The organism is Legionella lytica (assembly GCF_044626755.1).
GTDB lineage: Bacteria > Pseudomonadota > Gammaproteobacteria > Legionellales > Legionellaceae > Legionella > Legionella lytica_A.
In genome coordinates, this window is record NZ_JBGORX010000009.1 from 14,337 (window position 1) to 40,116 (window position 25,780).

Consider the following 25,780-nt stretch of genomic DNA (forward strand, 5'->3'; position numbering starts at 1 on the left):
TCTCCATACACCTATTTAAGTGAGGCCGAAAATGAAAGAATCAGATGTTAAAGAAAAAGCTTTTGCCATGCCACTGACCAGCTCCGCCTATCCACGCGGCCCATATCGCTTTATTAATAGGGAGTTTTTGACGGTAACCTATGAAACCGATATGGATTTACTCCGTGAAATAGTTCCTGAGCCTTTAGAGGTAGTAGAACCTTTGGTGCAATTTGAGTTTATTCGCATGCCAGACTCAACTGGATTTGGTGATTATACTGAATCAGGGCAAGTAATTCCGGTGCGTTATAAAGGAAAAATGGGTAGCTATACCCACGCCATGTATTTGGATGATTTAGCACCAATCGCCGCTGGACGTGAAATCTGGGGATATCCCAAAAAACTTGCTCAACCCAAGTTGGAAGTCGTAAGTGATACCTTCCTAGGGACGCTTAATTACGGCCCCTGCCGTGTTGCAACGGCCACCATGGGATATAAATATGAAGCACTGGATCTAAAAAAAGTAGCTGATGCGCTCAATACCCCGATTTACTTATTAAAAATCATTCCGCATGTCAATGGCAGCACACAAATTTGTGAGCTGGTCGAAATTATGTTGGCTGATGTGGTAGTAAAAGGGGCATGGCAAGGACCGGCACAATTAGAATTAGCACATCATGCTCTAGCCCCGGTAGCAAGTCTTCCAGTACGCCGAATTGTAAAAGCGGTTCATCTATTAACTGATTTAACCCTACCCTATGGACGAGTGGTGCATGACTACCTCGGGCAATAAGCAAAAATAAAAATGATAAAGCCAAACTTAAGTTAAGGCTGTGATGTGGAGATAGAATAAAAATGTTAATTTTATTAGGTTATGTTGTGGTCTTAGTTTGTGTTTTTGGTGGATTTGCTTTAGGCGGCGGTCATTTGGCTGCCGTATTTCAACCTATAGAATTACTGATCATTGGAGGAGCTGCTTTAGGTGCGCTTATTGTAGGTAATAGTATGAGCGTTCTCAAGGCCCTATGTAAGGCGATTCCTAAAGTATTTCGCAGTGAAAAAACCTCTAAGGCAACCTATATTAGCCTATTAGGATTATTGTATAACCTCTTGAATAAAGCCCGTCAGCAAGGAATGATGTCGGTTGAATCAGACATTGAAGAGCCAGAAAGCAGCCCTATTTTCACCAATTATCCTGCATTAATGAACGAGCATCACATCATTGAGTTTATTTGTGATTATTTCCGCTTAATTATTACATCAAACTTGCAGCCGTTCCAATTAGAAGCCCTGATGGATATGGAGATTGAATCACATCATGCCGAAGAGTTAATCCCAGCAAACACCATTACTAAAATAGCGGATGCCATGCCTGCGTTTGGTATCGTAGCGGCAGTTCTTGGGGTGGTACATACGATGGAGTCCATTAACTTACCCCCATCTGAATTAGGCGTGCTTATTGCCCATGCGTTGGTAGGGACTTTCTTAGGTATCTTGTTAGGTTATGGATTCATTGGCCCTATCGCTACGGCGATGGAACAAAGAGCCAACCAAACTCAGCTGATGTTGCAATCGATTAAAGCGACGATTTTAGCAAGTTTGCATAACAACCCACCACTCATTGCTGTTGAGTTTGGTCGTAAAGTTCTGTTCTCAGCCCAAAGACCATCCTTCTCACAATTAAGCGATGAAATTAAGAATGTAAAACAAACTGACTCCGCCGCAGCCAGTACAGCAAGCTAGAGAAAAATTATGAGTGAAGCAAATAACAGTAACAACAATAATAATAAGAATAAAAAAACTACTCCGATTATTATTAAGAAAGTAAAAAAACATGCGCATGGCCATCATGGGGGTTCATGGAAAATTGCCTATGCGGATTTTGTAACGGCAATGATGGCATTCTTCTTATTGATGTGGCTTATTGCCTCATTAAATAAGGCTCAAAAAGACGGTATTTCTGAATACTTCAAACAGCCCTTACGCGTCTCTTTTTTTGGTGGGGAAAACGTGGGCAACCAACAAGTTCGCATTAAAGGTGGCGGCCCCAAAGTTGAGGACACCAATGGTTCAGTTTCTACTACCGACAAAGCTGCAGCGAAACTGGCAAAAGAGCAACAAAGTACCCAGATTATTCAATCCTCACAAAATGAAACACAAAAACTTGAAGAGTTAAAATCACAAATTAACCAAAGCATTCAAACTGATCCCGCCCTTAGTGGATTAAAAGATCGTATGCTAATGGAAATCGTACATGATGGTTTACGTATTCAACTAATCGATGACCAAAAACATCCTATGTTTGATGTGGGTTCGGAAAAATTAAACCCTGCGTTTGAGGCGGTTTTCTTGAAAATTTCCAAACTACTCAATGGTGTTCCTAACAAGGTAACCATTCAAGGATATACGGATTCACACCCCTATCACAATCCTGATGAGCTGGAATATACGAACTGGGAACTATCAACACAAAGAGCGAATGCCGCACGTCGCGCGCTGGTTAAATCGGGTATGGATGAAAATAAAGTGATGTCTGTTACCGGCTTTTCATCAACCGTTCCGCTTAATAAGAAAGACCCATTAAATGCCGTGAACCGTCGTATCAGCATTATCGTGATGAAGCATGGGGCCGCTGAAGAGTTAACTAAAAATAAATAGTCCATGCTGGCTGTTCATAGCAGATGGAGGCAATAACACTATATTAATATGTTTTACTTATCTCCCTTACTCTACGTTCCGCGACTGGTTCGCGGAATCCAGAGCGCACCTCTCCTGATGGATCCACATTTCTTGGATAACTCTAATTCCTTCCCTTCTGTATTTAATAAATTTGAGATAGGCTGAGATATGTATAATGTTTGCTTCGATTTTCTATTGGAGCCCCACGGAATAATTCATTTAGGAAGAGGCTTATGTTTAATTCGGTAGCACGAGTTGGGTTTTATTCTTTTATGGGAGCCGGGATCGGTGCTGCCATTCCTACATGGCAAGTCTGTTCTGGAGGGATAATAGGCACAGGCCCCATGGGTGGCCTGGCAGCTCCTATTGCCATCATTTTGGGGGCATTGCTGGGCAGCAGTGTGGGCTTAGGTGTTGGCGTGATAAAAGTTGCTCTCGAGTATAATACGCCAGCCTCTTCTTTAGAGAAGATAATGGGACTTGGATTTCTCATTGGTGTTGGGATTGGTGCGTCGTTTCTTTTAGCTGGCAGTGTAGGTGGTATTACAGCAACCATGTTGGGAGCTGCGATTAGTTTGTTAGCCTATTATGAAGAATCCATTGCGTCGGTTATTACATCACCCCAAGCTGATACAGGACTATCTCCATTTTGAGATTTAATTTACAAAAATAATTACCGATCCCCTCCCCCTTTACTGACGCTGATTATTGTGAGGATAAAAAAAACCCGCCATCAGGCGGGTTTTTTTCGGGTCTTGGGTAGACAGCTTACATCATGCCGCCCATGCCTCCCATTCCGCCCATACCACCCATGCCGCCCATATCGCCGGCTTCTTCTTTCTTAGGCAGATCAGCAACCATGCACTCAGTAGTTAACATCAAGCTAGCTACAGAAGCAGCATTTTGTAGTGCCATACGAGTTACTTTAGTTGGATCCAGGATACCCATGTCAACCATATCACCGTACTCGCCAGTAGCTGCGTTGAAACCATAGTTCTCTTTATTTTCAGATACTTTGTTTACAACAACAGAAGCTTCGTAACCAGCATTAGTAACGATTTGACGTAGTGGAGACTCGATTGCACGACGTAGAATGTTGATACCCATAGTTTGGTCGTCGTTATCGCCTTTCAGTGCATCTAAAGCTTTTTGAGCACGGATTAAAGCAACCCCACCACCCGCTACAATACCTTCTTCAACAGCAGCACGAGTAGCGTGTAAAGCATCTTCAACACGAGCTTTCTTCTCTTTCATTTCAACTTCAGTAGCAGCACCAACTTTAATTACTGCAACACCGCCAGATAATTTAGCAACACGCTCTTGTAATTTTTCACGATCGTAATCAGAAGAAGTTTCTTCGATTTGCGCGCGAATTTGTGTGATACGTGCTTTAATTTCAGTAGGTTTACCTTCACCATCAATAATCGTGCAGTTTTCTTTAGTTACTACGACGCGCTTAGCTGTTCCTAAGTCTTCTAAAGTAGCAGCTTCTAAGCTCTTGCCAATTTCTTCAGTAATAACTTGGCCATGAGTTAAAATTGCGATGTCTTGTAACATTGCTTTGCGGCGGTCACCAAAACCAGGAGCCTTAACAGCACATACTTTAACAATACCACGCATGTTGTTAACAACTAGAGTAGCTAAAGCTTCACCTTCAACATCTTCAGCAATAATCAATAATGGACGGCCAGATTTTGCAACGCCTTCCAACACCGATAACATATCACGGATGCTAGAGATTTTCTTGTCAACTAACAGAATGAATGGGTGCTCTAATTCGCAACTCATGTTTTGTTGGTTGTTAATGAAGTATGGAGAAATGTATCCACGATCAAATTGCATACCTTCAACAACTGATAATTCATTCTCTAATCCATTACCGTCTTCAACAGTAATAACACCTTCTTTACCAACTTTTTCCATAGCACTAGCAATAATCGCACCAATTGCTTCGTCAGAGTTAGCAGAAATAGTACCAACTTGAGCGATTGCTTTGTTGTCTTTGCATGGCTTAGACATAGATTGTAATTGCTTAGTAACTGCTAGAACCGCTTTATCAATACCGCGTTTCAGATCCATTGGGTTCATGCCTGCAGCAACTGCTTTGTTACCTTCAACAAGAATTGAGCGAGCTAATACAGTAGCAGTAGTAGTACCATCACCAGCAGTATCAGAAGTTTTAGAAGCAACTTCTTTAACCATTTGTGCGCCCATGTTCATGAAGCGATGTTCAAATTCAATTTCTTTAGCAACAGATACACCGTCTTTAGTTACAGTAGGTGCACCATAAGATTTTTCTAATACAACGTTACGACCACGTGGACCCATTGTCACTTGGACTGCATCCGCTAATGCATTAACACCAGCAAGCATTTGTAAACGCGCGTCGTCTCCAAAACGTAATTCTTTAGCCATTCTTTTATCTCCTAATGAATCAATTCAATTACTTCTCGATTACACCCATGATGTCGTCTTCGCGCATCACTACATACTCGATACCGTCCAATTTAATTTCAGTACCAGAATATTTTCCGAATAATACGATGTCACCAACTTTAACAGCTAATGCACGTACATCACCGTTGTCTAAGGCTTTTCCAGCGCCGATAGCAATAATTTCGCCACGCATTGGTTTCTCAGTAGCGCTATCTGGAATAACAATACCACCCGCGGTAGTACGCTCTTCTTCCATACGACGAACTACTACGCGATCGTGTAAAGGACGAATTTTCATAACATATATCTCCTGAATTTAATTAAACAGTAATGACGCTGACTAGACATATGGGGACAAGGAACAGACTTTCAAGGGGCAAAATGAAAAAAATTTAAAATGTTTTTTATGAATTAGCATTTTTCGCTATTATTTCCGGCAAAGTCTCTTTTATAATCCAGAGCAAAAGAATTTTTAGTCACAAGGTGTATAAGTTAAATGTTTGATTTTACGGGAAGTTATACCGACCTCTACCAATTGACTATGGCTCAAGTTTATTTTTTGCAAGGACAGCACAAGCAACACGCTATTTTTGATTATTTTTTTCGTAAGCTGCCTTTTGGTTCTGGCTATGCCGTTTTTGCAGGCTTAGCAGATCTCTTAAGCATCTTAGAAAACCTTCGTTTTGATGCCGCGGACATTGAGTTTTTAGAAGAAAATGGCGCCCATCCCGAATTTTTGCATTACCTGAAAAACTTTCAATTTACAGGAACTATCTATGCGGTTACTGAGGGTGACTTAGTTTTTCCCAGTGCACCGATTGTTCGCGTTGAGGCAAATATTATTGAGGCCCAACTAATCGAAACCCTTCTGTTAAATATATTAAATTTTCAAACGCTTATTGCGACGAAAGCCAGCCGCATAAGACACGTTGCAGGTGACTGTAGCTTGATTGATTTTGGTTTACGTCGTGCCCAAGGCCCCGGTGGTTATTATGCCAGTCGAGCAGCGATTATTGGTGGTTTTGATGCGACCAGCAATGTGCGTGCCGGCCGTGATTATCAAATTCCGGTATCAGGCACTATAGCTCATTCCTTTATTCAAAGCTACGAGAGTGAACTGGCAGCATTTCGTGCGTTCGTTGAGGTTTGGCCCGAGCATTCCACACTTCTGGTTGATACCTATAATACTTTAGAAAGTGGTGTTCCCAATGCTATTTTGGTAGGTAAAGAAATGGAGCAACGAGGCCAGCGTTTGCAGGCCATCCGCCTAGACAGCGGCGATTTGAATTATTTAGCCCATAAAGCGCGTTATATGCTGGATGAAGCAGGAATGTCCTACGTTAAAATTGTGGCCTCAGACCAGTTAAACGAGCACAGTATCAAAGCGTTGCGTGCACAAAAAGCACCCATTAATGGGTTTGGCATAGGCTCCAATTTAATTGTTGGTATGCCGGATGCGGCTTTAGATGGCGTGTATAAATTAGTTGAAGTAAATAAACGACCCCGCATTAAACTTTCAGAAAATGCTGCGAAAATAACCATTCCCTATAAAAAGCAAGTTTATCGAGTAATGACTGATAATGATCTCTTTTTAGGTGCTGATGTGATCGCCTTGGCGCAGGAGGAACCCTTGGATGGTTTATATTCTCCTCTGCAGAGTTACCACAAAGAACCTCTACTACATAAAGCGATGGCTCAGGGTAAAACATTAATGCCGGCAAAGTCCTTGACGCAAATCAGGGAATACTCACACCATCGCCTGTCGCAATTAGCTGATGAGTACCAGTGCATAGAACATCCTAAAACATATCAAATAAACCTAAGTGATGCGTTGAATGCCAAACGCGATGAACTGATTCAAAAATATGAGCAATCGGATAAATGAAAACATTAATCATTCTCGACGTTCAAAATGATTTCATGCCTGGTGGGGCACTAGCAGTACCCGAGGGCGATGTGATTGTTCCTGTAATTAATCAAGTAATGGATCATTTTGATTTAATTGTGGCTACTCAAGATTGGCATCCACAAAACCATAAAAGTTTTGCTTCCCGTCATCCAGGGAAAAAGCCTTTTGAAAAAATTCAACTTCATGGGCTTGAACAGACTCTTTGGCCTGATCATTGTGTGCAGGGAAGTGAGGGAGCTGAGTTTTTCCCGCAATTGGAAACCAGCCGCATTGCGGCTATTTTTCGTAAAGGTATGGATCCAGAGATAGATAGCTACAGTGGTTTTTATGAAAATGATCATAAAAAAAGTACCGGTTTAACAGCTTATCTGCGTGCGAAAGGTGCCTCTAAACTTTATTTTTGTGGTTTATGTGCAGATATCTGTGTCTATTATAGTATCAAGGATGCGCAGCAGGAAGGATTTGCAAGCTACTTAATTGAGGATGCAACTCATCCTTTGAATGAGGATGCATTTAAGCGTATTCGGATTGAGTTAAAACAGCTCGGTGTAGGGTTAATTCAGAGTAGTGAATTGGCTTAGCAGTGGCTTGAAGACTTCCACTTATAGATAGCGTAGTCGTTCGTCCCCCACTGTATATTTGAGAAAATATTTACCTATTGGTGTAATGTTTACGTTCGAGCACATTGATCGTGCCGAATTTATCTAGGCCTAAAATAGGGCTCTTACGTCTACTATGAAAGTCTACTTTTTAGGTTATCTTCTTAAAACATTTATAGGGCTCGTGGTGATGTTTTATTTTGTTAATCATTTTCGTTCATTTGTTAAGCGTATTCTATATCGCTGAATTAGTGATGAATTATGACCTTAGTTTAATTCATGGAGATGATTTGAAACTGGCGGAGATCAAATTACAGCCTTTAGTAGTAAATACAGATTTAGAGCCTGACCTTCGTTGAGATGCTGAGCACCTCGATGTTCTGATAAAAAAGAGAACTATATGGGTACTGAGTATCTAGAAATAACATTTAAGAGTTACCTTTTATCTTTATTCGAACTACAATGAAGTAAATTGCTCTGCTGTTATCAAGGTCTCAAATGAAAAAATGGTTGCTCTTTTTTATCTGCTGTTTTACTACCATTATTGGATATACGGCCCCTCTTACTCCAGTCCAAGTATTTAAGGTCAATGTAAAGCTCGTTGATCTCAACACCTTTACCATTGATTTCAAGATCAAACCACAGCATTTCTTGTACTCCAATAGTATTAAATTAGAGCCAGAGCAAAATAACATTATGCAACTAGGCCCTCTACGTCTTCCACCCACGCAGGAAAGAACCGATAAACACGGGCAAAAATACACTGTTTATCGAGATAAAGTTTCCATCCCAATTGCTATTTTAGGTAATAATCCTGGAAAAACATCCCTGAAATTAAATTATCAAGGATGCTCTGATGATGGCTTTTGTTATCCCCCAGAAGAGCAAAAAATTCTGCTGGTTATTAACGATAAACAGGAACTAAGCGAAGTAAGGCTGGTCGAGACAGAAAATACACCGGCAGCTCCCCCTGTTCAGCCCAAAGGTGAACTGAGTAAAATCTTTGAAAGTCAGAACTGGGGGATGATCTTACTCACCTTCTATGGCTTAGGATTACTGTTATCATTTACCCCCTGTATTTTACCGATGGTACCTGTTTTATCAGGGATCATTATTGGCCACGGCAAAGAAATTACGACCCGTAAAGCCTTTTTTCTCTCATTAAGCTATGTACTGAGCATGTCCGTTACTTATGCCGTTGTCGGTGCCGTTGTTGCTCTGTTAGGCTCGAACCTGCAAATTAGTATGCAATCACCATGGTCTATTGGTTTCTTGAGCATCATTTTTGTGCTACTAGCCTTATCTATGTTTGGATTTTATGAATTTAAATTACCCAATTCCTGGCAGGCCAAAATTGGCAGCACCAGCCGTAGCCAACTTGGTGGGCATTATTTAGGTGCCGCGATCATGGGCTGTTTGTCCACCCTAATTCTGTCTCCTTGTGTCACCGCCCCCTTAATCGGTGTATTAACCTATATAGCCCAAAGCAAAAATGTTCTTTTAGGCTGCCTCACCCTCCTGGTTTTAGGACTAGGGATGGGAACACCCCTTCTTTTAATCGGCACTTCTGCTGGAAAATGGTTACCCGAAACAGGAAGCTGGATGAATACCATCAAAGCGTTCTTTGGTGTTCTCTTCATCGCAGTTGCCATTTTGTTAATCTCACGTATTGCTCCAGCAGTAGCAAGTATGGCACTGTGGGCAAGTTTACTTATTTTTTCAGGTATTTATTGTGGGGCTTTAGCACACTCCTCCAATAATCAAGAAAAGTTTAGTCAAAGTGTGGGTATTATTTTATTGGTTTATGGTATCCTTATTTTAATTGGGGCGAGCATGGGAGCAACCAATCCCCTGCAACCGTTAAATGTTTCACAAGCGGCCAGCACAATCCCCTCTAAAGTGATAGCTCATGAAGAGCTTTCCTTAACTCAAATCAAGCAAAAGATTATCGCCGCTCGTGGTAAACCTGTAATGTTGGATTTTTACGCGGATTGGTGTACTGCCTGTAAGGTTATGGAGGCTACAACGTTTAAAGATCCCCAAGTACAAACGGCACTGAAACAATTTGTAGTGCTAAAAGTAGATGTCACCAAGAATAGTGCTAATGATAAAGCCCTATTGAATTATTTTAATGTAGTTGCTCCGCCAACTTTTGTATTTTTTGATGCCAAAGGCATGCAACATGATGAGCTACTGGTGGTTGGTGAGGTCTCTGCGGATGAATTTTTAACGAAGCTCAAACAGGTAGTTCAAGGACAAGAATAATAAAATACTTTTAGAGTAGTTGTAGCCTGATTACTTGCATCTATTTGCTTTACCCCAATAGTATGCACAAATTACCGCGGCTCCAGCCGCGGTAATGAAACGCTTCAGCAAACTATGATTCGTAAGCCCTATATCCGTTTAATTATTGCACGAGCCCTAAATTACTAACTTGTGCTTGCAATACATTGTCGGATTTTAACAGAGCGTACCCACAGCATTCAGCAACTGGGAACTGATAATCTTCTGGTAAATTAACACCTTTTTGGAAAATTAGAACTTGCTTGCGATGACCACCGGCCTCACTAATAGGGCTTTGGTGACGCTTAAAGAAACGTACTAAGGGTAATGGCGTACCTTCGTCTAACTGTTCTACCTGATAACGAAAATCCTGGTTAAGATTTACCAGCTTATTTAGCAAAGAATGAGCATATTCCTCGTGTTGCATCTCATTTGGCAATTCTTCCTCATCATTTAATTCAAGCCAGATTTCTAATTGATCTGCCCCTTTTTCATCTTGATAAGTATAAAAAGCTTTCTTTAAAACGATTTGTTCTAAATGTTCATCCGTTGTCACTGCACGCTCTAATTCAGTAAACGCTAAATTCGCGCCATTAAATACAACAGTTGAATCTCGGCCCCATACGAACATTAATGGGAGATTAGTTTTCGGTTGCTGAAACATTCCGTATTTAGCTAAAAGAGCCTGAACATCGCTTGATGCATACACCCGACCTTTATCACCTAAATTATAGCGAATTCGTGGAGAAGAACGGTCATTGCGGGTACAGGTAAATAATAAGTTATCTTCATCATCACATTCGACATGATAGTTCATGGGATCATAATGAAAGACCATCGGCAAGCCTTTGTTTTCACCATATAATTCATGAGCAAGTCCTGGATTGGTTTCAATTGCCTTACGTACCGATATTTCGTATTCCGTTTCTACACCTAAATTAATATCTAAATCGGAAGCGCCATAAGAAGAGTAAATTTGATTAAAACCATGATTGATTAATTGATCGCGCATGGCTTCAGAAATAGCTTGCCCGCCTACAACACCGATTACGGAAAACTCATCAAAATTATGCCCTTTTTCTTGTGCATAAGCAGTAAGATCTTTAAGGAATGGAGGATAACCCGCAATAATCACCTGATTCTTTTCTTTATTTAATGTGTCAGCCATTGTCTTAATTTCTGACTTATATTGTCGAATTAAGCGCTGTGCCTCCCCATCAAGTTGAGATACAGCCAAATCAAATTCAGCAGTAAGCGTTGAGGTCCGCTTTTTCAGCATTGCTTTTAAGGTGGTTTCAATTAAAGTAATGATGAGCTGTTGGTCATCCGCTGTTAAATTAGGGTGTTTAAGCATAAAGGCGTCAACAGCGAGCTCCAGCTGATGGCGCTCATAACGAGCATTGCTTACTAACTTATCAAGAATCTTATCTTTGTCAGGACCTGTGGCAAAAACACTTCCCGTATCACGCATTAACTCATAAGTGGTTAAACCTGTAGCCCATGGGCCAAGTGCAAAGGCGTTAATATAAGATAAACGGCGTTTCCCAAACTGAATTCTAGCTGCTAACTGTAACGACTTTTTAACTGTTTCCAACTCCTGCTCACCACGAACCCACTCCGTAGGTTTTCCCGTAGTACCGGTAGAGGTATCTGTTTTATAAGCCGACGGATATTTTCCTTGCAAATGAGTATCTGAATCATGTTGTTGATACTTAATATAATTATCTTTGGTAGTTTCAGGAATTTGGCGAAACTCTGTTTGCGAAGTAGGGACTCCATTAAAGCGGATAAGGTGATTTTTATAGGCAGGGACTTCCTTATATGCCTCATGGAAGCGTTTTTTAGCAAGTACCTCTCCTGCCTCCAAAATACCAGCCTCTTTACCCACAAAAAGAAAACGTATGTTAATTAACTTCACACCAACAATTGTTTTTTGGTAAAGCCAGCTCAGGAAAGAACCTTTGAAAAAGTCGCTAACGCGATTGGACCAGCTATCAACTAAGCGCTGATTATGTCTTCCTGCATGACGAAGCCCCTCTGTTCCTGCTTGTATTTGCTGTTGTCTTTGCTCACCACTGCCATCAGTCCATAATTGTTGTTTAAGCTTTGCAACCAGCTGAGCGTCTTGCAGATTTCTATGCTCCTCTTCCCCGAGATATTTAATCAAGCTATTGCGATTAATACGAAACTCTCGTAGCTCGTATTCTCCTGACTCGCTAACTACTGGGGCTTGAAATTTAATTGTTTTATAAAACAATGAAGAAAAACTATTATGAAATGTAACCCCATTTTTTCCAATAATATCGCGGGGATTAGCAATACCATTTTTAAATAATAGTCGTTGACCATATTCATTATGATTAAATAATACTACTGGTGCATCAAGTCTATGAGCGGGCATATCCATTCCTTACAAAATAAATTCACCTATTTTAATACACTTTGATTAATAAAATATTAAGAAGATGAATTAAGAAAAAATTTTTACTTTTTAGAATAGACGGCAAGTAAGGCCACCCGAACTGTGCTCTTCAGAGTGGCTGAAAAGGAAGGAAAGGAGACGCGAGTTAAAATCTAAGGCGTATCCGGTCTTGGTGGTAAGCCGGGAATTTCAAAATCTTCATTCTTTTTATCAGAGGGAGTCAATTTATCTCCTGGTTTCACTTCTTTGTCATCACCCGCATGATATAATTTTCCATCCCCCTTTGAATAGGCCGTGACCATTTTAGTAGCTGGATCAAACAGGACAAAGGGCTCACTATCTTTTTCAGCTTGCTCCAGGAAAAAATTAGCGCATTCCTCTTTGGAACTAAAGGTAAAACAAACCGAATTATCTTCCTCGACCTTAGGTTTTACATAATGTTCATTACCAGCATATGCCTCATTGAAGTCAGCAATCAGTTCTTCGATGTTTTCACCGCGTACAGAGATCACCGCAGCATCAAGCTCTCTTAATTTAGATTCTAGCTCTGAAACAGGTAATTCAGAATCCTGGATGCGTCTGAACTTCAAGCGTTTAAGTTCTTGCTCCTGCTCCTCAGTCAATGCATCTGTAATTTTTCTTAGTTCAATCAAACGCGCTAAATCTTGTTTGCGATTACCCATAATTTCTCCAAAGCGAAAATTTCTTACTTAATGATACGCAATTTTTTACCATTTGGTGAACGTAATCTTTTTTTCTTTACTTATTTCTTACAAATGCCTAAATGCGAAAGCAAGATTAAAGTAAAATTTCTTTAATAGTCGACATTTCTATGGAGAACAGGTATAATTCGTTCATTTTTTTTACAGTTAGAGTTTTATGAATCATAAAGTCGGTTTTGTTAGCTTAGGTTGTCCTAAAGCATTAGTAGATTCAGAACGAATCATTACTCAATTACGAGCACAAGGTTATGAGCTGGTATCCAGCTATGACGATGCCGGTGTGGTGGTTATTAATACCTGTGGATTTATTGATAGTGCCGTTAAAGAGTCGCTGGATACTATTAAAGAAGCCATGGCAGAAAATGGCCGGGTTATTGTAACGGGTTGTCTGGGTGCGAAAGCAGATATTATTAAAGAAGCATGCCCCGATGTATTACATATTAGTGGTGCTCATGCTTATGAAGAAGTAGTCAATGCAGTTCATGAGCACTTGCCGCCACCAGCAGATCCCTTCATGCAATTAGTTCCTCCGCAAGGAATTAAACTTACCCCCCGTCATTTTGCTTATTTAAAAATATCTGAGGGCTGTAACCAAAAATGTACGTTTTGCATTATCCCTACCATGCGGGGCAAATTGCAAAGCTATCCTTTGATTCAAGTATTATCGGAAGCGAAAAAACTAAAAGAAGCTGGAGTGAATGAAATTTTAGTAATTTCTCAGGATACTAGTGCTTATGGCGTGGATACCCGTTATGAAGAGGTAAGCTGGCAGGGAAAAACGATAAATACTCGTTTCTATGATTTATGTAAGGAACTCGGTGAATTAGGTATTTGGGTACGCCTGCACTATGTTTATCCTTATCCTCATGTAGATGAAATTATCCCGTTAATGCGTGATGGCTTAATTCTGCCTTACCTTGATATTCCGCTACAGCATGCAAGCTCACGGGTATTAAAAGCCATGAAACGCCCTGCAAGCAGCGAAAATACTTTAATGCGCATCGCGGCATGGCGAGAAATATGCCCGGATATTACGTTACGCTCTACCTTTATTGTTGGTTTCCCTGGGGAAACAGAAGAAGAGTTTATCGAGCTGCTTAACTTCTTAGAAGAAGCACAATTAGATCGCGTTGGCTGTTTCAAATATTCACCGGTTGAAGGTGCAAAAGCGAATGATTTAGCCGATCAAGTACCTGAAGAAATTAAAGAAGAGCGCTATCATCGCTTTATGCAATTACAAGCGGAAATTAGCCGTAAAAAATTAGCACAAAAAATCGGTAGCATTCAAACCGTGTTGATTGATGAAATTACCCCGGAACACATCATTGCGCGTAGCAAAAGTGATGCCCCAGAAATTGATGGATTAGTTATTTTACCGCCTACTCCAGGAGTAAAATTGGGTTCATTTACTGAGGTCCGTATTACTGACAGCGATGATTATGATTTATTCGCAGAATTCAATTAAAAAAGTAGGTAATGATGACAGACTTAAAAATAGGCGAAGAGGTATGGATTATCAGTTTTGAAGTCGACAATGATTTCTATTTGTTATCTAAGCAAGTAATTACTGAGCTTTTAGAAGATCAGGTTGAATGTGAAGATGAGTTTAATACCTTTCATGTGTCTTATGATGATATTTATCGCAGTAAAGCGGAGGCTTTTAATGCGATGATTGAGCGTCTAACACAAGTCAGGGATGTAAGTTAACTACCTCAAAAGTTGGGGCATATCCGGATGCGGGGCTTTCAGCCCCAACATCCCTCAAGATGCGATATATTTTACTCTGCATGCACTTTGAGCGTTACGTCGATATTACCACGTACTGCATTGGAGTAAGGACAGACATGATGTGCTTTTTCAACGAGCTCTTCGGCATCCTTTTGATTTAAGCCCACGATGGTGGCTTGTAATTCCACACCCAGTTTAAAGCCTTTTTCTGGTGTTGGGTATAAGGAAACGATTGCTTGCATAGAAGCATCACTTAAGGGAATCTTTTGCGTTTGTGCCACATAGCGAATAGCGCTTTCAAAACAAGCAGCATAGCCTGCAGCAAATAATTGTTCTGGGTTATTTCCGTTGCCTTTTCCGCCTAGCTCTGTCGGCATTGCCAAATCTAATTTTAAAAGACCATCTGTTGTTTCTACATGTCCATTGCGTCCGCCATGCGTTTTAGCTGTTGCAGTATAGAGTGCGTTCATTTTTAATCCTTTATATTGAAAACTCAATCCAAAGATAGTTACTACTGATGACTTTGTCAAACGGTATTCGTCTGCGACTATGCTTGTCGTAATCGATAGAGCCCGCTGCCAAACCAGGCGAATTCGGAAAAAGCAGCTGATGCCTAATGAGACAAATAGTGCTGATAAATCCCCGCAACCTGCTTAGGAATATCCTCATCAATGTCGGTTCCCGAGCGTAGCAATTGTAAATGTAAGACATGATGGTAATAGCGATATGCTTTTTCCAGGAGGATGAACTGTTCTTTATTTAAAATATTCGCCGCATACAAGCGCTTTAACTGCCCTAAAGTTTGGGTCGAACGGGTCAGTTCAGGTGAAGCGGAATAAAGCACTAAAAACTGCACTAAAAACTCCAAATCCAATAAGCCTCCGGGAATATGTTTTAAAGGCAAAGACTTCTGATGCTGTTCTATTCTAGCCCTCATAGCAATGACCTCGCTCTGCAACATATCCTTATTGCGTGGCACCGATAAGACTTCCCTTTTCAATTGTAAAAAGGCATGTTTGATCGCGCTATTGCCAGTTAAGATGCGTGCCTTTAATAAAGCCTGATGCTCCCAAGTCCAGGCTTGTTTTTTTTGATACTCAATAAAAGAATCCATATGACTCACCAGTAAGCCCGCAGAACCTGAAGGACGCAGCCGAGTATCAACTGGATACAAAACTCCCGATTGCAAACGTGTGGTCAGCATGTGCAAGATTTTCTGCGTTAGGCGGGTGACTAAGGCTTCATCTTCGGGCATAACCGTGTGCAAAAATACTAAATCCAAGTCTGAGGTATAACTCATTTCCCGGCTTCCCATTTTGCCATACGCAATGATGGCAAAATGGGAGTGCATTTGTTTCATTTCCGGATAACGCAGGCTTAATTGTTCACTGGCTAAGCTCAAAACTTCATTCACGATTACCTGCGCCACATCCGTTAAAAAACGGGCAATACGGAGTGAACTACAAAAGCCATAGAGTTCTGCGCGTGCAGCCATGAGCCAATTGGTTAACTTAAATTGGCGCAATAATTCCTCTTTCACTTCCATGTCTGGATAATGTTTCAATTTTTCACAGAGCAATTCCTGTAATTGCGCACGAGATAATGGGCGCCATTCTTGGCCTTGGTCTAACAAAACCTCTAAGAGAAATGGCTGGCTTACAAGCAAGGAAGTAATAAAGGGGCTATGGGCAAACCAAAAGAGGAGCTCAGTTAACACATGCGGGTTTTCTGTTAACAAAGCCAGATATGCGCTGCGCCCAACAATATTTTCTAATAAATGTAAAACTTGCAATAACACCTTGTCGGTATGTTCTACTTGGGTTAATTCGGTTAAAAGGAGAACCATAAAACGGTCCAAACGCATACGAGCGCCCTGAGGGAGGCGGCGGCAGCGAGGACCATGGCGGAATGCATGAATCATATGATAACAATGTTCCGCATTGTCAAAACCCAAACTGATTAATAAATTAATCGCCATCCCTGTTTCAACATGCCCTTGCCAAAGACTGGACAATTGATTCGCCAATAACCTTTTTTCATCTTCGTAATAATCAACCTTACCCATTACGGCATGAAAGGCATAGCTAATGATACGTTGATATTGATGCAGCTTCTCGAGGAGCTCATCCCAAGATGCAAACCCCATCGCTAAAGTTACTTGCGCTTGTTTTACCGGATCTTCGGGTAAGGAGTGAGTCTGCTGATCATTTTGACTTTGCAAAATATTTTCAAGTCGGCGCAAAAATAAATAAGCCAGCTTTAATGCGTCACTGTGATTTAATAAACCCTCTTGCTTTAACACCGCAAGTGCCTCTAGGGTGCTTTGTGTCTGCAATTGCGGTAAGCGACCACCACGAATTAACTGAAAGTTTTGAATAATAAATTCTACTTCTCTAATTCCCCCTTGCCCCCGCTTAATATCATCCAAACGAGGATTGAGATGAACTTCTCGCTCTATCATTGCCTTCATACTGCGCAATGATTCGATCACACTAAAGTCAACGTAACGCCGATAAACAAAGGGCGTTATCAAGCGCGCAAACCAAGGATGCACCTCATCAAGTGATGAAGAAATTACACGCGCCTTCACCATGGCATAACGTTCCCAATCACGGCCTTGCTCTTGATAATAAGTTTCCATTGCCGCCAGGCTTGGAACTAAAGTCCCACTGTCTCCGTTAGGGCGTAATCGTAGGTCTACCCGAAAGACAAAGCCATCTGCAGTTATATTTTGCAGTAATAAGCTAAATTGTTGTGCCACTTTATTAAAGTATTGCTGATTTTCAATAGACTCATCGCCATCGGTTTCACCGGTTGCTGTGTATGCGAAAATAAGATCGATATCTGAAGAATAATTTAATTCACGTCCGCCCAGCTTTCCCATTCCCAAGGTTAATAAAGTAACTTGGTTTCCTTCCTTATCTCGAGGAATCCCATAACGTGAACTAAGGGTCTGCTGACAATAATCCAATCCATGTAAAATGAGCGCATCAGCACAATCCGACCAGGAACGTATAACCTGTTCGGTACTACTAAGTCCGGCCAGTTCCAGCAGTAATGAGCGTAATAAATGAGTATGGCGGAACTGGCGTAAATCTCGGGCAAAGTTGGCTTGCGGCAAGCTTAGCGATATATTGTGTATGGTTTGAAAATATTCCTCCCGCATTAAAGGTGCAGCGCAATTATCAGCGGCTAAAAGCTGTTTTAGTAGTGGCACTTGCTTGCATGCATAATCACTCACCAAAACCAGTTCTTTTACCGCCTCACTTAGCGGATGTGATAAATCCGCAAAATGCTTTTCAATAAACCATGATTTGGATTCGCGTAACTCGGAGCTATCTATTGGCATAAATTGGATTCTTAACCTTAATTCACGTTAATAATGAAATTTTTCATTCCCAAAACTAATATCTCGTTATAATCTATAAAAATCAATAATTATTCAGTGGATTAAAATGAATTTCTTTCGTAGCCTTTTACTTGCAGGCCTTAGTTTTTCTTCAGCATTATTTGCAGAAGATTTGCCTGTCTTAAATATTGGAACTGAAAACTTTAACCCACCCTTTGTGATGCGCGGCTCAAAAAACGAAATCTATGGTTTTGACATCGACACAATGAATGCCTTGTGCCGAATAATGGGACGTACCTGCCACTATCACATCATGCGCTTTGATGCACTTTTAGAGGCCGTAGCCAGCAAACAAATTGATATGGCGATGAGCTCTATTACCATTACTCCTGAGCGCGCCAAAGTGGTCAATTTCAGCTTACCTTATCTGCTCAGTTATTCGCGCTTTGTCACCACCCCCAAAGTAAAAACAGAGCCTTTTACTTTAGAACTCCTCAATGGCAAACGAATCGGTTTGGAAACAGGAACCATATTCGAACAAGAATTAAATACCATGGGCGTTAAAAATCCGAAAATTAAATACTATATTACCGTGTCAGACCAACTGACGGGTTTAAATAGAGGTGAGGTAGACATTATCCTACTCGATAACCCAACTGCGAATTATTGGGCCGCGAATTCCTCGGATACCTTCAAATTAGCTGGTCCACCCTATATGTATGGTTATGGGCTTGGTATTGCGGTTAATCCTGGGCAAGGAGCATTATTGACTGCGTTAAATCAAGCCTTGTTGCAATATCAGGGCTCTCCTGAATATAAACAAAATTATGATAAATATTTGTTAGAATTTTAGTGACAATCTAGACGTTGATTTCGTCTTTTAAAGAAAACCTGGTTACAAGCAACCCGGTTAGATTATAGTTCACACATAAATAGCGCCCAATGCATGTTCATTTATGGAATTATCCAGCTGTGGCACTATATCCGTATTAGTCAAAAGATGCGCGTCGACTGCGGTCATGAGATTATGCAGTTTTTCACTGCAATCATAAAATAATTCCACCTGAAATTTTTGCAATGTCTTATTACTTAACACCGCCAGTGCTAAGAGTTCCAGATGATCAGAACTTAAATTACAATCGACTAATGAGATTGATTTTAATCGGCTATTTTCTCTGATTACTTTCTCTAACCGAACCACATCCTCGTCGTTCATTGGGAACGTATCAAAATCAGCAGTGATTATTTTACTATTACTATCTTCCAACATGGTAAATAACCGCTGCTTTCCAGCCATAGGCCCCTTCTTAAAAAAGCTCCCCAATTTTTGAGACATAAATAGCTCCTACTTTAAAAAAAACCATGCTTCACTTCATCAAGAGAAGCATGTTCTTTAATTATTGTTTTAATAGTACTTAAACTACGATGCAAACCACTTTGGGTTAAAATTCCATAGGTTTTACCCATTTTCTCTTCTATAGCTAAATTCTCATTGACGATATTAGCCACCAAGGCATCAAGCTCATTCGCGGTCTTCACCAATGCGACCTGGCGATTAAATTCAATTGCTAAAGACAGTTTCTCTCTAGTTAAACTGTTATTGCGAAACACACAACTGATAAAGTTTAAATTGCCCTGACTACTGCCTCGAGCATTGATGTATCGGTACATTTCCGATGTCACTTTAGTTAATAATACCGGATCAATTAGTGCCTGACAGGATTCGGACAAAGAATCATCAATCTCTAGACGCTTAGCCACATAGCGAGGTACATAATGCTGACTAAAATAATAAAGATAATTCTCCCATGCGGTATCACGCCGTGCGGCAAAATCAGGATCAATCAATTCTTGCTGGGAAAAAAATTGATTATAGTTCGGTGCAGGAGCTAGTTTACCCTGATGTGGAACATGCACTTCATAACCAGGGACTAGATCTAAGGCATAGTGTGCGGGAGCTATCACTTCATGAATACTATGAAAACCCGCAGCGACAATATACGTCATGACGGCAGTTAAATAGTTCTTTTTTAAACTCACCATTGGAAAATTAGCCAAAATTTCCATTTGTCCTAAAAGCACACTGGTCATGCCGGAAGGTCCGGAAACATAAACTGCATCGTTCTCAATAAGATCCAGAACATATTGGGACTTAAGATTCGCTGCTTGTGCCTTGCAATCTGCAACCCAGCTCGAATGATGAGTAGGCAGACCAACTTCATGTTCCTCTTGTCCCCAACACAGCAAACCTAATTGCTGCGTACCTTCCTCATCAAAAGCATTCGGCATCTTGCCGCGATTATCAAGTACTTTGTATAGAGGAGATCCATACATCAGTCTGTCAGGGATATGACTTCTATTGAACGCTCCCGTCACAGGGTCACTTAATCCCTCTGAAAAAAATTTTTCCATCGGCCCCGGCCAAATATGGGCAACAATTTCTGCCATTTTACCTACAGGTTTTCTTTCTATACCAGTTATGGGAAATTTTCGGATGATGCCTTGAGCAAACTTAAAATGAATATGCATTATTTCCGCTAATTGCTCAGGCTTATTCTCTACCAATATTTTTTTTATGCTTTCCAGCGTGGGATTTTCTTCAGCACCAAAAGAGATAACATGATAACTACGACTAAAGATATCAAGGTAAAAAGACCAATCAAACGTCTCTTTAATTAGACTTAATTGCTCGATACAACAAAGAATTTGCGTAGAAACCTCTTGTACTACTTCCATCATTGCGGCGGTTGGCCTGTGCAGCAAAATTATCGCTAATTCAGACTCCCAGCGCCTTGCTAATGGATTATCAAATTTTTCTTTACTCGTTTGCTGGTATGTACCGTTTAAAATACTCAAGATTAAGTTCTTGAGTAAAACGCGTTCATCCGGAAAAATGTCTTCTTGACCCATTAGTTCATTTATAGGTTCTACGGCAATTTTTAGATTCTGCTCATGATTTTCCAGGGCCACTTTTAAATTGCGAATACAGATATTGAACAAATTAAGCGTAGTATTTGCGAGATCAGAAGTACTGGTTGTGTGTCGTTTGCTTAACTGTGCGAGTAATACAATCGCGTACGAATAAGCCTCTGTTCTCGATTTGAAATTCATAATTAACTACCAGCGATTAGCCATTTGTCACTGCGGCCAGCCTATGAGCCCCCAAAACAGGATTTATACATCAAGCTCTTTTTTTATGCTAGTTATTTTTTGTTCTGAGCCAGTAAAACCTTAATGCAGCTTCTAATGTATTTGTTCGAATAATTAGGCTACAATTATTGGTATTTTTCAGTATCTTAACTGTAATTCTTTTAGAAATAGCGCAGTTGAGAAAAGGACTTCTCATGAAAAAATATTGGTATTTAATTTACATTGCTTTTTGTTTTTATTTATTACTCAGCATTCCTGGCACTGCAGAGTCCGCAGCTTCCCAGGAAATTAGCCTTAGTACTCAAGATACAGCATCCAAACGCTCGATTCTAATTCCTAATAAAGTGCGTCAATTTACGTTAATTTTCAAAAAAACGGCGCATGTTAAAGACCTATATCTAACAGCACCCAATGGAAGTAACTATTCGCTCGCTAAAGAAAATAATGGCATCTTAGCTACAGCAAATTATGAAGTCGTGCAAATGAAATCACCTGCTTCAGGAATATGGACTTTATCGGGTCCAGAAGAGCAATTACAACAAGTATTCATACTGACCGATGCTAATTTAGGCACCAATTTTAGCAATGGAACTTATTTTATTGGCGAATTGCTCACCTTAAATGGTTATTTAGAGGAGGATAATGAGCCAATTAAATCCGATATGGCTGCAAAAGACCTGAAAATGAATTTTCAATTCATTAATAATGAACATCATTTCTCTTATGTCATTCCCTATGACCAAAATGGTGTGTTTTCAAACGCATTTATCCTCAATATCCCAGAGGGAACTTACAAAGCAATTGTCAAAGCCGAAGGAACTTACATCACCAAAAAAAATGAATATCAAGCGGTTATTAAGCCCTCCCCTTTCGAGCAAATGCTTAATCCGAAGCATGATTCATTGATGATTCAGCTGCAGCATCCTGATGAGGTCAGTCCAGACAGTGTCAAGATCAAAATGTTCTACAAAGATAAGCCTGCAAGAACCTCATTCAAACTCACCAAAGAAGGCTGGGTCGCAGATTTATATTATTTATGTGAACGACGTGACTTCTCAGAAGAAAACGTCATCGTGCAAATTAGCGCCCAGATGGTGGGCGGTCGCAAAGTTTTATTTAAATCATTATTGAATGGAAAAGCCTGCTCACCGGACTATAAACCACCCGTGGCAAAAGCAGACGCGAAAAAACTCTTAGAGGAAGAAAGAAAAAGAAAACAGCATGCAAAACGCGTATTAATCCTTATCGTATCCCTAATTACTATTTTAATTATAGCGATGGCTCTGGTATTTTGGCTGTGGACGAAACGCCAAAAGAAAAAGAGTGATGATGATATTAATATCGTGAATTAGGGTGTTTAACGAATTACCGTGGTAATGCCACGGTAATTCGCAGTATTATTTACAGGAAGCTTAAGGAAATATCGTTGGTTGTTTGCACCCGAACCGCACTGGGCTTAATGTAAGGTATTGCCCTGGGTAATGCAGCGTGTAATCACCTGCCGAGTCACGAAATCCCCCTGACTCTCCCCATATAACAGATAAAAATGCTTTGCTAGGTTAACGACCCAGCCGGATAAGCAAAAATTCATACGCTTTTCCTCGGTATCAACCACAATTTCAAAGAGCCCTAATGAATCGCTATCGCGCTCACTAGCATATTCTTCCATAATTACACGTGCCGTATCTAAATCTCTGTCTCTGGTAGGCCAATTTTGACTCATATTATTCTTCCTAAAAAGCATGATTAGGTCTCAGTAATATTCAAATTACACGAGCAGAAATGCCCAAGCATTATCCCATATTTTGAACAAATACTCAATATTGAGAGTAATTTTTGAGCGATTAAACGATGCGTAAAAACACGTTAATGAGTGCAGACAAACGTGGACTTTACCTAGTTATACTCAATATCTGTATAGAATGTTTTCCTAGAACAGCATATGATATATACCATTGTACTATTTTAAAAAGCATAACATGACTTATCAAATACTACCCTCAATGCTTTCCGCTGATTTAACTCGACTTGGCGAAGAAGTAGATGCGGTGATGCAAGCAGGAGCCGACTTTATTCATTTTGATGTCATGGACAATCATTATGTTCCCAATCTCACCTTTGGTCCCGCATTCTGTAGCGCATTGATCAAACGTTTCCCCAATTTGCCTATTGATGTTCACCTAATGGTTGAACCTGTAGATACCCTAATCGAGGCCTTTGCTAAAGCGGGAGCCAAACGAATCAGTATCCATCCTGATGCCACCATCCATTTGGATCGCAGCCTGCAACTAATCCACGATTTAGAATGTGAAGCAGGCCTTGTTCTTAATCCAGCCACCTCGATTGATGTACTTACCTGGTGTGCTCATAAGTTAGATTTTGTGTTGGTTATGACGGTAAATCCTGGATTTGGTGGGCAAAAATTAATTCCAGAAATTATTAATAAAATAAAACAAATCCGCCAATCTTACCCAAAACTCGATCTCTGTGTTGATGGCGGTGTTAGCATCCAAAACATTGCCGACTTAGCGCGCGCAGGGGCCAATCAATTTGTTGCAGGCTCAGCTGTATTTAACAGCGATGACTACCAAAAAACGCTCTCGGCCATGCGTGAACAATTAACAACTATTTAATGCCAACGAAAGATAATTTATGAAAAAAATACTCATCATTTTATGCGGGCTTATCAGCGCCCAAACAAGCCAGGCCCTCACTGGGTCAGAATACATGGAGCGCTTTAATACCTATATTGCTTTAAGCCAGAAACTACCGATTACCCCAACACCTATCTTTCTTGAGTTTGTTAAAGAACGCTCTCCCCTTTCCAATAAATTACGCGAACGCTGGCTTTATGAATTAGCCAGAACCAAAGATTGGACGACCTATAATCAATATTATCAGCCATCAAATGATTTAAATCTGGTCTGTTATGAGCAAATTGCAAAATACAATTTAGGAGCTCATCAAGAAGCCTTAAAAGATTCTATTCCTGTATGGCTTAGCGGGGAGTCCCAACCCCCTGCCTGTAATAATTTATTTGATCTCTTAATGCGCGATGAGAATTTTAATCAAAATCTAATTAGCCAGCGAATTGCACTTGCCTTGGACCGCCGCAATATCCAGCTAGCCCGTTATCTCTTAAAACAATACAAAACCCCACATCCAGCAGACATTCAGGCTTTGAATACGGTAGTACAGAGTCCCAGCGCGATTAGCAAACTCCATCCAGGTGGTTTAAACGGCGAGTTTTATCTTTATGGTTTAAAGCGCATGGTTTCCATCAATATGGATAAAGCGTTGCAATTATGGCAACAAAGCAAAACCTCTAAAATGCTAAACCAAGCCCAGCAACAAGAATTTCTCGCCCATGTTGCTTTATATAAAGCGATGCGTAATAGTGAGGATACGTCTGCGTGGTTTGCGAAAGTCACCCCTCAACATTACAACGATACTTTGCTCGACTGGGAAATACGTTATGCCTTAAAGCGTAATGACTGGAAAGAAGTCAGCACCTTAATTGCTAACTCTAAAAATAAAGAAGCACCCTGCTGGCAATATTGGTTAGGACGCTCATTGGAAGAACAGGGTAAAACTGCTGAAGCGCGCACAGTTTATGAGCCTTTGGCTAAGAGCCGACAGTATTATGGCTTCCTTGCTAGCTTACGTCTTAAACAAACACCAAACTTTGTTAATGAAGCACCTATCCAAGACTTAGACGTATTAAAACCCTATCAAAGCGTTCTAGACCAGGTAAAAAGTCTGTATCAGAACAAAAACACTCTGCCTGCATCTCGTCTATTAAATGATTTTATTAGTGAGCTTCCAAAAGATGAAGCCAGCGCGCTGGTTTATTGGATTGATACCAATTTGCAATGGCATGGAAAATCAGTTTATTTAAGCAATACAGATCGGTTGAATAACCAGCTTATTTTACGATTCCCACTCGCTTATAAAACAGCCATTAAGCAATACTCTAAAAAGTATGCTGTGTCTCCTGAATTTATTTACGCCATTATCCGTCAGGAAAGTGGATTTAGAGAAGATGCCACCTCCACCGTCGGAGCACGGGGGTTAATGCAGGTTATGCCCTATACTGCAGGAGTGGTTTCTAAAGCGGATAGAATCTCTTATCAGAATAAGGATCAATTGTTTTTATCGGAGAAAAACATCAACATTGGGGTAGCCTATTTAAAACAATTGGCCAAACGATTTGATAATCACCCTATTTTGATGGCTGCCGCTTATAACGCGGGTCCCAAACAAGTGGTTTATTGGTTAAAAAACCATCCGCCTAAAGAAATTGATGTATGGATTGAAACCTTACCTTGGCAAGAGACACGGAACTACCTGAAAAATGTGATGGCTTTTTATGTGGTCTATCAATACCGACTGAATCAAAAACCAAACCTTGCTCGTTTCCTAGAGCCTTTATGACATAGCCTCCAATTGCCCTTCACTATGACCCTAAGTACAGCGTGAGGGGCAGCTCAACATGAGTACCTGAATGTTTTTATTTTATCCGCT

General features: G+C 40.5%; 22 protein-coding genes. 13 read left to right on the plus strand and 9 right to left on the minus strand.

Going from position 1 to position 25,780, the window contains the following annotated elements:
• Positions 1-31: 31 nt before the first annotated feature.
• The 4 genes from ACD661_RS14440 (at position 32) to ACD661_RS14455 (ending at position 3,311) form a co-directional block, all read left to right on the plus strand.
• Positions 32-772: an acetoacetate decarboxylase gene (locus ACD661_RS14440; RefSeq protein WP_400188576.1), complete on the plus strand. Its 741-nt coding sequence runs from the start codon at positions 32-34 to the stop codon at positions 770-772.
• A 62-nt stretch (positions 773-834) separates the two neighbouring features.
• Positions 835-1,722 (plus strand): flagellar motor stator protein MotA, encoded by an 888-nt coding sequence (gene motA, locus ACD661_RS14445; RefSeq protein WP_400188577.1) that lies wholly within the window; start codon positions 835-837, stop codon positions 1,720-1,722.
• A gap of 9 nt (positions 1,723-1,731) precedes the next feature.
• Complete coding sequence (motB, locus tag ACD661_RS14450) at positions 1,732-2,637, plus strand: flagellar motor protein MotB (RefSeq protein WP_400188578.1); 906 nt, start codon at positions 1,732-1,734, stop codon at positions 2,635-2,637.
• A gap of 254 nt (positions 2,638-2,891) precedes the next feature.
• Positions 2,892-3,311 carry a hypothetical protein gene (locus tag ACD661_RS14455; protein WP_400188579.1) on the plus strand — a complete coding sequence of 140 codons (420 nt, stop codon included), beginning with the start codon at positions 2,892-2,894 and terminating at the stop codon, positions 3,309-3,311.
• Positions 3,312-3,426: 115 nt separating this feature from the next.
• Here the strand turns inward: ACD661_RS14455 and groL are convergent, their stop codons facing one another.
• Together groL and groES are read right to left on the minus strand one after the other, a co-directional pair.
• A complete protein-coding gene (gene groL / locus ACD661_RS14460) occupies positions 3,427-5,073 on the minus strand; it encodes a chaperonin GroEL (protein WP_400188580.1) in 1,647 nt (548 codons plus the stop codon).
• Between the two features lie 28 nt (positions 5,074-5,101).
• Complete coding sequence (gene groES, locus ACD661_RS14465; protein ID WP_400188581.1) at positions 5,102-5,392, minus strand: co-chaperone GroES; 291 nt, start codon at positions 5,390-5,392, stop codon at positions 5,102-5,104.
• 198 nt (positions 5,393-5,590) lie between these two features.
• On the opposite strand from groES, the gene ACD661_RS14470 reads away from it, so the two are divergent.
• From ACD661_RS14470 to dsbD, 3 genes are all read left to right on the plus strand, one after another.
• Entirely contained in the window at positions 5,591-6,979 is a 1,389-nt protein-coding gene (locus tag ACD661_RS14470; RefSeq protein WP_400188582.1) for a nicotinate phosphoribosyltransferase, read from the plus strand.
• Positions 6,976-7,584 (plus strand): bifunctional nicotinamidase/pyrazinamidase, encoded by a 609-nt coding sequence (pncA, locus tag ACD661_RS14475; RefSeq protein ID WP_400188583.1) that lies wholly within the window; start codon positions 6,976-6,978, stop codon positions 7,582-7,584. The genes ACD661_RS14470 and pncA overlap by 4 nt, the downstream gene beginning before the upstream one ends.
• A gap of 516 nt (positions 7,585-8,100) precedes the next feature.
• On the plus strand, positions 8,101-9,867 hold the full coding sequence (dsbD, locus tag ACD661_RS14480; protein ID WP_400188584.1) for a protein-disulfide reductase DsbD: 1,767 nt from the start codon (positions 8,101-8,103) through the stop codon (positions 9,865-9,867).
• 142 nt (positions 9,868-10,009) lie between these two features.
• Here dsbD and ACD661_RS14485 read toward each other — a convergent pair whose 3' ends face one another.
• Positions 10,010-12,286 (minus strand): phenylacetate--CoA ligase family protein, encoded by a 2,277-nt coding sequence (locus tag ACD661_RS14485; RefSeq protein WP_400188585.1) that lies wholly within the window; start codon positions 12,284-12,286, stop codon positions 10,010-10,012.
• 173 nt (positions 12,287-12,459) lie between these two features.
• Positions 12,460-12,990: a hypothetical protein gene (locus ACD661_RS14490; protein WP_400188586.1), complete on the minus strand. Its 531-nt coding sequence runs from the start codon at positions 12,988-12,990 to the stop codon at positions 12,460-12,462.
• A 196-nt stretch (positions 12,991-13,186) separates the two neighbouring features.
• On the opposite strand from ACD661_RS14490, the gene rimO reads away from it, so the two are divergent.
• Positions 13,187-14,494 carry a 30S ribosomal protein S12 methylthiotransferase RimO gene (gene rimO / locus ACD661_RS14495; RefSeq protein WP_400188587.1) on the plus strand — a complete coding sequence of 436 codons (1,308 nt, stop codon included), beginning with the start codon at positions 13,187-13,189 and terminating at the stop codon, positions 14,492-14,494.
• An 11-nt stretch (positions 14,495-14,505) separates the two neighbouring features.
• Positions 14,506-14,736, plus strand: a complete 231-nt coding sequence (locus ACD661_RS14500) for a hypothetical protein (RefSeq protein ID WP_400188588.1) — start codon at positions 14,506-14,508, stop codon at positions 14,734-14,736.
• A gap of 71 nt (positions 14,737-14,807) precedes the next feature.
• Here ACD661_RS14500 and ACD661_RS14505 read toward each other — a convergent pair whose 3' ends face one another.
• On the minus strand, positions 14,808-15,227 hold the full coding sequence (locus ACD661_RS14505; RefSeq protein ID WP_400188589.1) for an organic hydroperoxide resistance protein: 420 nt from the start codon (positions 15,225-15,227) through the stop codon (positions 14,808-14,810).
• Between the two features lie 143 nt (positions 15,228-15,370).
• Positions 15,371-18,106 carry a bifunctional [glutamate--ammonia ligase]-adenylyl-L-tyrosine phosphorylase/[glutamate--ammonia-ligase] adenylyltransferase gene (gene glnE / locus ACD661_RS14510; protein WP_400188590.1) on the minus strand — a complete coding sequence of 912 codons (2,736 nt, stop codon included), beginning with the start codon at positions 18,104-18,106 and terminating at the stop codon, positions 15,371-15,373.
• 106 nt (positions 18,107-18,212) lie between these two features.
• Between glnE and ACD661_RS14515 the strand changes: the two genes are divergently transcribed.
• Positions 18,213-18,959: a transporter substrate-binding domain-containing protein gene (locus ACD661_RS14515; RefSeq protein WP_400188591.1), complete on the plus strand. Its 747-nt coding sequence runs from the start codon at positions 18,213-18,215 to the stop codon at positions 18,957-18,959.
• Between the two features lie 69 nt (positions 18,960-19,028).
• Here ACD661_RS14515 and ACD661_RS14520 read toward each other — a convergent pair whose 3' ends face one another.
• Positions 19,029-19,442, minus strand: a complete 414-nt coding sequence (locus ACD661_RS14520; RefSeq protein WP_400188592.1) for a hypothetical protein — start codon at positions 19,440-19,442, stop codon at positions 19,029-19,031.
• A gap of 14 nt (positions 19,443-19,456) precedes the next feature.
• Positions 19,457-21,217, minus strand: a complete 1,761-nt coding sequence (locus ACD661_RS14525) for a hypothetical protein (protein ID WP_400188593.1) — start codon at positions 21,215-21,217, stop codon at positions 19,457-19,459.
• Positions 21,218-21,450: 233 nt separating this feature from the next.
• Between ACD661_RS14525 and ACD661_RS14530 the strand changes: the two genes are divergently transcribed.
• The gene (locus ACD661_RS14530; protein ID WP_400188594.1) at positions 21,451-22,608 is read left to right on the plus strand and encodes a hypothetical protein; all 1,158 of its coding nucleotides are present in this window, start codon (positions 21,451-21,453) and stop codon (positions 22,606-22,608) included.
• A 104-nt stretch (positions 22,609-22,712) separates the two neighbouring features.
• Here the strand turns inward: ACD661_RS14530 and ACD661_RS14535 are convergent, their stop codons facing one another.
• Positions 22,713-22,979: a hypothetical protein gene (locus tag ACD661_RS14535; protein WP_400188595.1), complete on the minus strand. Its 267-nt coding sequence runs from the start codon at positions 22,977-22,979 to the stop codon at positions 22,713-22,715.
• 256 nt (positions 22,980-23,235) lie between these two features.
• Here ACD661_RS14535 and rpe point away from each other — a divergent pair, with 256 nt between their 5' ends.
• Together rpe and ACD661_RS14545 are read left to right on the plus strand one after the other, a co-directional pair.
• The gene (rpe, locus tag ACD661_RS14540) at positions 23,236-23,889 is read left to right on the plus strand and encodes a ribulose-phosphate 3-epimerase (protein ID WP_400188596.1); all 654 of its coding nucleotides are present in this window, start codon (positions 23,236-23,238) and stop codon (positions 23,887-23,889) included.
• Positions 23,890-23,908: 19 nt separating this feature from the next.
• Positions 23,909-25,690 (plus strand): transglycosylase SLT domain-containing protein, encoded by a 1,782-nt coding sequence (locus ACD661_RS14545; protein WP_400188597.1) that lies wholly within the window; start codon positions 23,909-23,911, stop codon positions 25,688-25,690.
• Positions 25,691-25,780 lie beyond the last annotated feature (90 nt).